General features: G+C 29.4%; 13 protein-coding genes. 6 read left to right on the top strand and 7 right to left on the bottom strand.

Annotated features, from left to right (window positions below):
- Positions 1 to 137 precede the first annotated feature (137 nt).
- Positions 138 to 1,079 (bottom strand): alpha/beta fold hydrolase, encoded by a 942-nt coding sequence (locus tag CD152_RS08930; RefSeq protein WP_101040954.1) that lies wholly within the window; start codon positions 1,077 to 1,079, stop codon positions 138 to 140.
- Between the two features lie 291 nt (positions 1,080 to 1,370).
- Here CD152_RS08930 and CD152_RS08925 point away from each other — a divergent pair, with 291 nt between their 5' ends.
- Together CD152_RS08925 and CD152_RS08920 are read left to right on the top strand one after the other, a co-directional pair.
- Positions 1,371 to 2,060: a metallophosphoesterase gene (locus tag CD152_RS08925; RefSeq protein ID WP_101031801.1), complete on the top strand. Its 690-nt coding sequence runs from the start codon at positions 1,371 to 1,373 to the stop codon at positions 2,058 to 2,060.
- An 834-nt stretch (positions 2,061 to 2,894) separates the two neighbouring features.
- Entirely contained in the window at positions 2,895 to 3,086 is a 192-nt protein-coding gene (locus CD152_RS08920) for a hypothetical protein (RefSeq protein ID WP_101031760.1), read from the top strand.
- Between the two features lie 137 nt (positions 3,087 to 3,223).
- Here CD152_RS08920 and CD152_RS08915 read toward each other — a convergent pair whose 3' ends face one another.
- The 3 genes from CD152_RS08915 to CD152_RS12255 all read right to left on the bottom strand — a co-directional run bounded on the left by CD152_RS08915 (position 3,224) and on the right by CD152_RS12255 (position 4,425).
- On the bottom strand, positions 3,224 to 3,688 hold the full coding sequence (locus CD152_RS08915) for a hypothetical protein (protein ID WP_103214668.1): 465 nt from the start codon (positions 3,686 to 3,688) through the stop codon (positions 3,224 to 3,226).
- 7 nt (positions 3,689 to 3,695) lie between these two features.
- Entirely contained in the window at positions 3,696 to 4,166 is a 471-nt protein-coding gene (locus tag CD152_RS08910) for a hypothetical protein (RefSeq protein ID WP_101143925.1), read from the bottom strand.
- A 148-nt stretch (positions 4,167 to 4,314) separates the two neighbouring features.
- Entirely contained in the window at positions 4,315 to 4,425 is a 111-nt protein-coding gene (locus CD152_RS12255) for an IS3 family transposase (protein ID WP_101031766.1), read from the bottom strand.
- A gap of 195 nt (positions 4,426 to 4,620) precedes the next feature.
- On the opposite strand from CD152_RS12255, the gene CD152_RS08900 reads away from it, so the two are divergent.
- Positions 4,621 to 6,531 carry a MobA/MobL family protein gene (locus CD152_RS08900; protein ID WP_103214667.1) on the top strand — a complete coding sequence of 637 codons (1,911 nt, stop codon included), beginning with the start codon at positions 4,621 to 4,623 and terminating at the stop codon, positions 6,529 to 6,531.
- A 121-nt stretch (positions 6,532 to 6,652) separates the two neighbouring features.
- On the opposite strand, the gene CD152_RS08895 is transcribed toward CD152_RS08900, so the two are convergent.
- Positions 6,653 to 7,405: a replication initiation protein gene (locus CD152_RS08895; protein WP_157821135.1), complete on the bottom strand. Its 753-nt coding sequence runs from the start codon at positions 7,403 to 7,405 to the stop codon at positions 6,653 to 6,655.
- 891 nt (positions 7,406 to 8,296) lie between these two features.
- On the opposite strand from CD152_RS08895, the gene CD152_RS08890 reads away from it, so the two are divergent.
- Both CD152_RS08890 and CD152_RS11755 read left to right on the top strand, forming a co-directional pair.
- A complete protein-coding gene (locus CD152_RS08890) occupies positions 8,297 to 8,950 on the top strand; it encodes a DUF536 domain-containing protein (RefSeq protein WP_101031771.1) in 654 nt (217 codons plus the stop codon).
- A gap of 139 nt (positions 8,951 to 9,089) precedes the next feature.
- Positions 9,090 to 9,185 carry a type I toxin-antitoxin system Fst family toxin gene (locus CD152_RS11755; RefSeq protein WP_120786731.1) on the top strand — a complete coding sequence of 32 codons (96 nt, stop codon included), beginning with the start codon at positions 9,090 to 9,092 and terminating at the stop codon, positions 9,183 to 9,185.
- Positions 9,186 to 9,321: 136 nt separating this feature from the next.
- Here the strand turns inward: CD152_RS11755 and CD152_RS08885 are convergent, their stop codons facing one another.
- Both CD152_RS08885 and CD152_RS08880 read right to left on the bottom strand, forming a co-directional pair.
- Complete coding sequence (locus CD152_RS08885; protein WP_101141678.1) at positions 9,322 to 9,588, bottom strand: hypothetical protein; 267 nt, start codon at positions 9,586 to 9,588, stop codon at positions 9,322 to 9,324.
- A gap of 42 nt (positions 9,589 to 9,630) precedes the next feature.
- The gene (locus CD152_RS08880) at positions 9,631 to 9,879 is read right to left on the bottom strand and encodes a hypothetical protein (protein ID WP_101141679.1); all 249 of its coding nucleotides are present in this window, start codon (positions 9,877 to 9,879) and stop codon (positions 9,631 to 9,633) included.
- A gap of 444 nt (positions 9,880 to 10,323) precedes the next feature.
- On the opposite strand from CD152_RS08880, the gene CD152_RS08870 reads away from it, so the two are divergent.
- Entirely contained in the window at positions 10,324 to 10,926 is a 603-nt protein-coding gene (locus tag CD152_RS08870; RefSeq protein ID WP_101040956.1) for a recombinase family protein, read from the top strand.
- Positions 10,927 to 11,100: the final 174 nt, after the last annotated feature.

The following is an 11,100-nucleotide window of genomic DNA, read 5'->3' as shown; positions in this document are numbered from 1 at the left end:
AAAAGAACCACAGTGATTAACTGTAGTTCTGAATTTGACTCATCAACACTATTTGACAGAGAGCCAAGAATATGGCAGCTGCCATATTCTTGAGCTCGTCCAACTGTTTTTAATTAAGAAAAGAGCGACTAGAGAATTTAATTAGCTTTTACTCTGGCGTGCTCCGTTATAAAGTCGATAATGCCTGCGACGACTTCATCGCGAATCTCGCGGTGGTTGTGAATTTCATGGCGGTAGCCTGAATACAGTTTTGTTTTCACTTGATGGCCCGTTTCCAGCAGCCAATTAGAAACCGCATAGACGCCTTCGCCATATCTTCCGACCGGATCTTCATCACCGGCGATATTGTAGATAGGTATATCAGTAGGGACTTTCTCGGACCATTCCGTCCCCAGGATTTGTTGAATCATTTGAGCAAACTGATAAAGTGATTGAATATTAGGGACGGAGGTGAAGTTGTTGAACGGATCATTGGCGTGGTCCGCCACAATGTCCGGATCTTTACTGATCCAGTCGTTTGGCGTGTTTGGATTTTCAATTCGCTCCGTCATCCATTCAAACATTCGATTTTGATAGTCTGGGTCCACTTGTTCGCCGTTTCCTGCATCGATTTCAGCCTTTAATTCAGAGGCAATATTTTCCATATCAGGTAAAATTTCTGAAGTCCCGCACAAGATTAAACCGTCCAGCTCTTCGCCATATTTCGTCGCATATAGTCGGGCAATCATAGAGCCCATGCTGTGGCCAAACATGAAATAGGGCAGGTCACCGTAGTCTTCCTTGATTAGTTCGCGCAGTTTTTGTTCATCTTCGGCCATTGTCATATAGCCTTTGTCTCCCCAATTCGACCAGTTGTCGGAATCATAAGCAGTCTTTCCATGTCCGACATGGTCATCGGCGGCCACGACAAAACCGGCCTCATTCAACGTCAAAATCATATGGAGATATCGGCGTGAATGTTCACCATATCCATGAACGATTTGAACGACCCCTATAGGTTCGCGAATGGGAGTATAAATCCATCCCTTTACCGTCTCGATCTCATTAAACGACTTAAATTCAACTTCATGAATTGCCATTTTTACAGCCTCCTTATAAACTGTAGAATGTTGTATAAATCCCCTTTATAATGTATTGCCAAAATACATTATAATCTATAATGTAAGCGCTGTCAAAAATATTTTGTTGACTTACTCGATGGAAATATTTCTGCTAAAATTACGTCCAAACGTTGATATGATACTGAAAAGAGTGGTCATGTTGAACGAAGAAAGGAATCAATATTTTTTCGAAAGATAAGCATAAATAAAATAATTAGAGTAATATTTTAAATAATAATTAAATTCAAAATAATGTATTGGAGTGTTTAGATGTATAACGAAGTATTTGTAGTTAGTGATATACATGGAGAATATAAAAAATTTAAAGAAATACTTAAATACTGGGATTCGAATAGACAACAGCTAATATTATTAGGGGATTTGTGTGATAGAGGTTTACAATCTTATGAATGTTTTTATTTAGCAAAGTATTTATGTGATAACTATGGAGCTATATTAATTAAAGGAAATCATGAAGATTTATTTTTAAATTTTTTAAATAAAACTGAAGATTTTAAAGAAAATTATATTATAAATGGGGGATTGAAAACATTAGAAAGTTTTGGTTATTCCGAGAATGATACATTTAAGGATATAGTATTAGATATAAAAAAAAATAATGATAAATTAATAGAGTTTTTAACTTATTTACCAAATTTCTATGAATGGAATGACTATATTTTTGTTCATGCAGGTGTAAATCTCAAAATTAATAATTGGAAAGATACAAGTATTAGAGATTTTATGTGGATTAGAGAAGACTTTCATTTTACGCCAAATAGGTTAAATAAAACTATAGTTTTTGGTCATACTGAAACGAAAATCCTTAATAAAAATAATAAATATGATATATGGATAAATGATAATAAAATAGGTATTGATGGAGGTGCTGTTTATGGAGGTTATTTATATGGTGTGATTTTAGATGTCCATGGTATTCAAGATTATGTATATGTTTGATATTTGTAAATTTTGAGCTTAAACCCCTTTTAAAATGTAAAATAAGTATATTGGATTATCACACGCGATTTTTGGTTTTTAGCACTATGCCTTTTTAGGTGTGTAAGTGCGCCTTTGGACAATGAAAATAAAAAGTCTTAATTAAACTATAGTGATCTTTGGTATTATTGATGGACAAGACAAAAAGTAGACGACGCATTTATGCCGAGAAAATTTATTGATGTTGAGAAGAACCCTTAACTAAACTTGCAGACGAATGTCGGCATAGCGTGAGCTATTAAGCCGACCATTCGACAAGTTTTGGGATTGTTAAGGGTTCCGAGGCTCAACGTCAATAAAGCAATTGGAATAAAGCAACATTAGTTTTTTTCATTTTTTGTCCAAAGGAAAAATAATGTTGTAAGGATTAATGATGATATTATACTTGTTGCTAAATCATAGGAATCTAGTAATAGACTAGATAAAGAATAAATACCTAAAGATATTAAAAATAGGATTAAAAATTTGATGAGTTTCAATACTATCACTCCTTATGTTTATGGTTTTTAAACGAGTTGAAAATGAGTTTCCTCTTATCTTGACTATTCGGCTCATATTTGCGTTTTAAGAGCCGTTTTTGAATTATAAGTACTTTTTACTAGAAAAACACTAAAAATGTCTTAAACGGGCTTAAAATTAAAAATAAACATAAATAGTTTTAAATTTTTCTAGAGAATTAATCTGCGAAGTTGAAAAAGGTGCAACGATCTTTTCTACCGAAAAGGAAATTGGAATAAATGTAAAAATGAGTTAAAGTGTATCTGAGTTAGAATAAAAAAATATTGGGGGATTGTTATGAAGACAGAGTTTGATTTGCCGTTTTTTATTTCTTTGATTCTTAACGTGATTTTATTAACTTTTATCATTTTGGGTCTTTTTGATTTTAATATTTATATTTCAGTAATTGTTGCTATAGTGGCTGTTATAAATGCGGGTTTTATGTGTGCAAGGAGTATGAAATTGAATAAAAAAAACCGATCTCTTTGAAAAAGAGGTCGGTTTTGCTTGAGGAACTCAAAAATGCGAAGCAATTTTTGAGTTTCTTCTTGTCTTGTTTTTAGGATGAAAAACTATTATATTTTTAAAATTCCAGACATAATAAAGTGTCTGGAATTTTCTATCTTTTAAATATTTTTTATATACTTACTCCCGTTAAGTAGATAAACACTTTCATCTTCATAATATGGTATTATAGCAAACTCATTATCTATATATACTTTCAAGTTTTTAAAATATGGCTTACTATTTTCATGGTTCAAAATAAAAATGCCTGAAAAAATATAGTTATAGCTTCTATTCACTAATACAGAAAGTAGCTGGCTGTACAAATTAGTGCTTTCGTTTTCCATAATAATAAATTTCGATTCAACTCTAAAATTTATACTATTTTTATTTAGATATTCTCTCAACTCTTTGGTAGCATTAAAGATTGCTAAATTAAAATTAAATAAATTCAAAAGATCTTCATTAAATTTAATATCTGCTGACAATATATCATTGCCCTTATATATCACACTTCTTGTTAAATCTAATATCTCATTCTCAACACTAAACTGCATATCCTGTTTTTCTATTAATACCATCTCCATTTCTTTATCACTGCTTTTCTAAAAATTTATCATTACTCATTTCTGTGAATATTTCTTTCATCCTCTCTCCAAATACATAAATATATATATCCTCTGGTGGCGCAAATATATAGTTTCCACGGTTAAAATCAAACAATACATAATCTCCGTGAGGATATGGAGGATATTCAAAGCTTTCGTTTCCTTTTTTTAGATCGATATAAAAACTATCTATATCTCTCTCTAATAGATATAATTCCTCAAAGTTATTTAATAATTTATTAGTAATACAATCTAAGTAATCACCTAATTCACACTCAGCTTCTATTAAATCTTCAGTTTTTAAAGGTAATATTTTATATTTATCATACTCAATAAATAACTCATCCCAATCTTCACAATCTTTTCTCCACATAAACATCGTGAGTCTAACGTATTTTCTTTTAAATTTCTCCCACCTTAATTTTGACAATTTATATGTTATATCATAATGCTTCATTTATATCCCTCGTAGTTATCTTATTCTGTAGAATTTCTTATAATGATTTGGTTTGTAGTATACTTTTCGTTACCTTCTTTTTCCATAGTGTACTACAAGTCTTTCTCTTCCTCTATTTCTGGAATGTCAACAGTTTCTTAGAAAATTTTCATATGTAAATTTTTAAACCCAGAGATGTTAAGTAATGTAATGAAGAGTGTGGTCTAAAATTGTTGTACCAATTCAAATAATCAAATAATTCTGTTTCTAGCTGATTCAATTCTTCAAATAACTATACCATTTGAAATTTAGATTCTGGTGTAGGTATTCTTCTAATCCTAGCTATAAATAAATGGTATAGTTAAGTCAGGACGAAGTACTGCCCATTTACATGCAAACTTAAAAGTTTGCATAAATGGTAAGTTCGTAAAGCGTTTATAGTTCCCGCAGGGGCTTTAAGAAAGGGGGTAAGAATATGGCTGACGGTTATTATATGTTAAGAGTAAGTCACATCAATAGAGCAACAAGAAATATTGTCGCATGTGCTTCATATCGTTCAGATGATGAGTTATTTAGTGAGAGAACAAACGAAAAAATTAAATTCAGAAATCACTCTGTTCAGCCTGAAAGCTTTATTCTTACTCCTGAAAATACTCCTGATTGGGCAACAGATCGTGAAAGACTTTGGAATGAAGTTGATAAGATTGAAAAGAAAAATACGAAGACAAAATCACCTAGACTTGCGACAGAAGTCTTATTAAGTCTGCCTAACGATCTAGAAAGAAATGTACAAAGAGAGCTGGTAAATAATTTTGTAAATGATGAATTTATTTCAAGAGGAATGATTGCAGATGTTAGTATTCATAGGGATGATATTAACAATCCTCACGCTCATATCTTGCTTACAATCAGACCATTAAATGCTGACGGTACTTGGGGTAATAAGACCGTTACTAGAACAAAATATGATGAAAATGGTACTCCAGTATTAAATAAAAATGGTAATAAAGTTAGAGTACAAGAACGCTTTGCTGAATTAGATTTAAAAAATTTACGTAAAAATTGGGAAGATAAATTAAATCAATTTGCTGAAAGAGAGAATAGCGAAAGACGATATGATTCCAGAAGTTTTATAGATCAGGGTCGTGAACAAATAGCACACATACATCTTACTAGAGCTGAATATCACCTAGAAGAGAAAGAAAAAAGAAGATGTAAAAAATTAAATATTGAATATAAACCTATTACCTATTATGGCAAACTAAACAAAGATATTGCCGATTATAATAAAGGTTTATTAAAAGATGTTTCTATCAATGAAGAACAAAACAAAAAACAAAATGAGTTTAATCATATTGTTGAAGAAGCAAATAATGTTGTCAATTTCCATAAAGAAGCTAAGAAAGTTCTAGATAAAAGAGTTAAAGGTAATGCTGGATATATTGAAGCTAAAGATACTTTAAATCAATTGAATATTGAAGCTTCACCTTACGGAAGAAAAGTACAAAATCAATTATTAAAGAATGAATTATCTATTAAATATATAAGAAAACTAAACGAAATTTTTGAAAAAGATAATAACAAAATTAAAGACTATGGTTTTAATCCTGAAACATTTAAAGATGAAATTATAGTAAAGGGTAAAGAATTAGAGGAAGAAAGATATAAATTATTAAAAGAAGAAGATATTAGAAACACGAATTACTATGCTGGTAAACATATATATAAATCATACAATGCGTTAAATGATTTTATAGTAAATAATATGTACCCTAACAATGAAATTGATCTAACTAATGATGAAAAAGCATTTGTAGTTTATGAAGCACATAAAGGTAACTTTATGGATTATAGTCAGATAGAATATGAATTTAAACAGATAGACTATATTCCTAGAACTTTAACAAATAAAGATGTATATATGTTAGCTAGTAAAGATATATTCTTTGCGAAAAGAGAACAAAAAGCTGATATAAATAATAAAAATGATTCCATGATGTTTAATGTAAATGAGTTATTCATTGAACAAAAAATGTTGGAACTTAATAAACATCAGTACTTTATTGATGATGAACTATCTCAATTATTACCTAAAAATCATAAACATTTAGTAGATGATCTGAATAATTACAGTAAAACACAATTAATTGGAAAATTAGAAAGATATAATAATGTTCCAGTAGATGAAATTATAGAAAAACATATAGCTGATGAAAAAAATGAAAATAAAGGTAAAAAAGAATTTATTCAAAGTAATAAATTATTAGCATTATCAAATCATTTATTATATACGATGACACAGCTATTCCAGTCACAAGAACAACAAAATCAAACTAATAAGAAGAAAAAGAAAAAGGAAGAAGAAAAGAGAATGTGGAGTAGATAAATCTTCTGCCATTTGTTGCTGCATACCTTTTTCTCTTTTATTTGTGAACGACTGGTAATATCAAAGGATTGAAGTATATAAAAGCACTCACTAACACTTGGTTAGTGAGTGCTAATCTATTTTATTTGATAATTTCTTTAAACATTTCTTCTGATTGACTTCTCAAAGTTTCATCAATTTTAACCTCCTTCTTTTTCTTTTTTAAATTCTCTCTATTAAATGTAAATTCTAAAGCTACAATTTTACGTCCTTTTTTAATCTTCTTAATTTCTAGATTCTCAAAACTATCAGCAAGATCACGCTGAATAATTTTGAGAACCCTCGCGTCAATATCACAAACTCTACTGTAAGGGATGTCTAACAATTCTTTAAAGTCGTCTAGTGATACTTTATACAGTCCTGTATTTCTAAACTGCTTTAGCAATCTAAACATATTCTTAGAGTATGCTGATTGAATGCTTGTTAATTCTTGTAACTCAAATCGTGTGAAGTTGCCTGTTAGATTATTTAAAATGTGTTCTAAATCTTTATTCAATGCAATCTCAACATAATCATCTTCTAGATCAATCTCATAAAAACTGAATAAGTTAAACTTCCTTATCTTCTTTTCAGTTCGTTCCGTATACACTAACTGTTGCATTTTGTCGTATACGTGCTGTAAGTCGTTTATAAATCTCTCACGTGTATTGTGTGAGTGATAGTTACTTAATTCTCTCAAATCTTCAAATGTATATTTAACTTTACGTGTTCCCTGCTCCTTAATCTTTGTGCAGATACTAAAGAACAAATCTATCTCAATTGCTTTGAAATCTTTAAGAGGTACTAGGTTTAATTCGTTCTGATACTTTGTAATGTAATTATTTTTTGTATTCACTTGAAGCACTTCCTTGTTGTTTTTAAACATGATATCAAAGTGACTACAACTATTCAACTACTTGTATTTTATTAACGTATTCTTTTTTCGCAAAATGTAGTTTTAATATTCGCAAAATGTAGTTTAATATTCGCAAAATGTAGTTTAATATTCGCAAAATGTAGTTTAATATTCGCAAAATGTAGTTTAATGTGTCTTGTATCCATTGTGGCTCTAAGTGTTTCATTACCCTAAAAGATTATTAAAAGATTATTAAAAGATTATTAAAAGATATTTATAAAAAGACGCTCACTTAATTCTATTAGATATTCAACTATTCGCAAAACGTCGTTTAAACTCCCTTGCACAATTTAATCTCAAATAAATCAATTCCTAACTTTAATATATTTAAATACCTAATCACTTAAAGAAATCTATTAAATACAGAAATTCGCAATACGCAAAGGTTCTACAATTCTTTTCTTGAAACATTGATATAAAATCACCATGTTTCAAATCATACTTTTAATATTTCTTTCAAATGTATGTCTATTTGCTCTATATATCGATTTCTAGAGACTTTTAGAGATTCATAATAGTAAACGATAATATATCAATAACATGCTCTTAAATAGCTTCTAAACATTAAATATGATTGTAGTGTGATTATGGGATATTGCTCTGCATTAATTATATATTCGTTATTAATCGATTATTAGGTACATTTAACTGCTATTAATTAATATTATTCACTTAGATAGTTGAAACAAAAAATGGCACATAATAGAACTCAATACAATCATCAATTATTCTTATGATATACTTTAAATATCAATTTTTTGAGTACTATTATGTGACGTGATTAATCGTGCATATTGCTGAATAATAACAATTAATGAAAGGAATGACGATATGCAATTTACTGTTAAGCAACTAGCTGACATATTGAGCGTTAGCAAAGGTACAATTACAAACTACAGTAATCAACTGAATCTGAAGCTAGAAAAAAATAGTCATGGTGTCATAATCCTGTCGTTGGATCAATGTATAGCGATCGCTGAAGCAATCAATGAGAACAGAACAGAATTGAATAAAGTAAACGCTGAACGCTTGTACAAGATTAGAGACGATAGCAAGATTAAGATGGCTGACGAACTCAAAGAAAAGTTTAATGCTGATACTTCTAAAGCTGAAGCACAAAGCTATTCAAATAATGATGATTTAATTGAAATATTGAAAAAACAAATTGACGACTTGAAGCAAGATAAAGAAAAATATGAACAACAATTACAAGTGAAAGACAGCCAAATTAAGCAACTAAATGATACGTTAAACAATCAACAGTCATTACAATTACAATCAAATGAAGAGATTAAAGCGTTAAAAGTTGAATTAAAAGAAGTGAAAGAAGATAGCACAAAGCAAGATACGACAGATGTATCTGTAAATGTTCCTGCTAATACTGAAGCTGATACAAGCAATCAGAATATAAAGAACTTCTACAGTGATCTGAAAGAAGATAGAAATAATAAATCGTTTATCAGTCGATTGTTTAAGAGATTGTAAAAGTAGGTTTATGAAGATAGATTTTTAGATATTGATTTAATTCAATAACGAATCATAGTCGCTCTAAAAAAAGCTATGATATACTTTCATAGTCGTCTACCTCTCAGACGATAGTTTGTCATGAGGGGAGGTGTTTAACATGCTAACTATTTTCGTTCAAGTGCTATGCTCCATTGTTAGTGGGTGCATAGTTGCATTATTCTCGCACTGGCTTAGCTTGAATAAGAAGAAATAGACGACACTAGCCCATATAAAAACCCCCGATACTATTTGCGGTAGTATCGGGGGTTTGTGTTTAACACACTCACTATTTTCGTTAATTGAATTTTATCATATTTTATAGGTATTTTAAAGTTTTAGATATGATATTACTACCTCTCTTCAAAATGTAAATTTTTATTTTTAATCGTAAAATCTAACTTATAAAATTTCATTTTCAGATAATGCAATAATTCATTTTCAAATCTTATATCATAATCTTGTAAAATACACATTTTTAAAAAATTATCATTCTTTACTTCATTAATAATATTATTTAAACGATAAGTAAATGCCAACCGTAAATTTAAAATAATTTCTATGTTTTCATGTACTGATAAATCAGTAGTAAATTGATCTGCTTTGATTTTCTGATACACTTCTTTTAAATCTTCAAATATAATTATTTCTTGTACATCTTCTTATTTAATATGGTTATGATAATTATAATTTACATATCGTTCCTTTAGTCCTGCTTCAAAGTTGTATAAAAATGATATATAAGTTTTAACTAATTCATATTTACTATTACTCAATAAATTTATATCGTATCTGGCAATACGATATAAATTATCTTGTGTATCAGTATCTCGCAAAAAATAATACTCTTTTAACTTTTTTACTACTGTAATTTCTTGATCTGGAATTATAGTCATTTTACTTTTATACATTGTTTTTTGTCATTCCCTCCAATTATTTAAATCTCATAGTTTGTTAGCTTATAACCTAGTGTATAATCTAAACCACTGTTTTTATTACGCATGACAAAAGTTTGCTTATAATCGTTAGAAATTTTTTCTTTTTCATTGTGCATTTTTAATATATAACATTCTTGATCTGCTACATAATCATTAATATGTTTATCTATTTCATCATTTGTAATTAATAGTCTCCTTACTTCCAATAAAATCATATGTTATCGTTAATAGTCTAATAAATGTATAGAAAATTCAATATTTTTTACCATATATTTTCAAAGTCTAAAAGTGTACACTTTTGTCCTGCTTCAAAAACTGCTGAAAAATAAGCAAAAATAAGACTTTTAATAGTCTACAAGGTAGTCTATAATAAAAAGTGTATAACATAGTAAACTTTTAGACAAAGGAATAATAAATATGAAAATAGGTTATGCTCGTGTATCAACTACTAATAAACAGAATGACAGTTTAGAGAAACAAATTGAAATCTTAATTGAAAATGGTGCTGATCCTGATAATATCTATCAAGAAAAAGTGACTGCTACAAGTACAGCACAAAGAACACAACTTAAAGATATGATTAAACACGCAAGAAAAGGTGATACAATTCTAGTAACTAAAATTGATAGACTAGCTAGAAGTATTTCAGATTTAAACAAGATCGTGTCTGATTTAAACGACAGAGGTGTATCTGTTCAATTTCTCAAAGAACAAATGCTATTCAGTGCTGATGATAACAATTCAATCAATAGATTGTTATTCAATATCTTAGGATCATTCGCACAATTTGAACGTGATTTAATCGTTGAACGAACTTCAGAAGGTCGTGAACGTGCAAAAAAAGAAGGTAAACACATGGGTCGTAAAGGATCTTCAAGTCCTAGAGATATAAAGAAAGCTATTAATATGTACAACAATAGAGATACAAACAAAATGAGCGTTGCTGATATTCTTAGAGCAACAAGTGTTAAGAAATCTACTTTCTATCATGAATTAAAGAAAGTACAACAAACTAATTGAAATAATGTCTGCTGAAACGCTCTCAGACGACTTGAAAAACGCCAACGGAGTCAATCAATCCATCGGTCACTTAATTATAAAAAAAAGAACCACAGTGATTAACTGTAGTTCTGAATTTGACTCATCAACACTATTTGACAGAGAGCCAAGAATATGGCAGCTGCCATATTCTTG

The organism is Macrococcoides caseolyticum (assembly GCF_002902665.1).
GTDB classification, from domain to species: domain Bacteria; phylum Bacillota; class Bacilli; order Staphylococcales; family Staphylococcaceae; genus Macrococcoides; species Macrococcoides caseolyticum.
Note: the sequence above shows the minus strand (reverse complement) of the source record. Positions and strands in the feature narration are given on the sequence as shown.

Excerpts from the sequence above, each read along its gene's own strand:
- CD152_RS08930 (WP_101040954.1), bottom strand. The coding sequence starts at position 1,079 with ATGGCAATTCATGAAGTTGAATTTAAGTCGTTTAATGAGATCGAGACG.
- CD152_RS08925 (WP_101031801.1), top strand. The coding sequence starts at position 1,371 with ATGTATAACGAAGTATTTGTAGTTAGTGATATACATGGAGAATATAAA.
- CD152_RS08920 (WP_101031760.1), top strand. The coding sequence starts at position 2,895 with ATGAAGACAGAGTTTGATTTGCCGTTTTTTATTTCTTTGATTCTTAAC.
- CD152_RS08915 (WP_103214668.1), bottom strand. The coding sequence starts at position 3,688 with ATGGAGATGGTATTAATAGAAAAACAGGATATGCAGTTTAGTGTTGAG.
- CD152_RS08910 (WP_101143925.1), bottom strand. The coding sequence starts at position 4,166 with ATGAAGCATTATGATATAACATATAAATTGTCAAAATTAAGGTGGGAG.
- CD152_RS08900 (WP_103214667.1), top strand. The coding sequence starts at position 4,621 with ATGGCTGACGGTTATTATATGTTAAGAGTAAGTCACATCAATAGAGCA.
- CD152_RS08890 (WP_101031771.1), top strand. The coding sequence starts at position 8,297 with ATGCAATTTACTGTTAAGCAACTAGCTGACATATTGAGCGTTAGCAAA.
- CD152_RS11755 (WP_120786731.1), top strand. The coding sequence starts at position 9,090 with ATGCTAACTATTTTCGTTCAAGTGCTATGCTCCATTGTTAGTGGGTGC.
- CD152_RS08880 (WP_101141679.1), bottom strand. The coding sequence starts at position 9,879 with ATGTATAAAAGTAAAATGACTATAATTCCAGATCAAGAAATTACAGTA.
- CD152_RS08870 (WP_101040956.1), top strand. The coding sequence starts at position 10,324 with ATGAAAATAGGTTATGCTCGTGTATCAACTACTAATAAACAGAATGAC.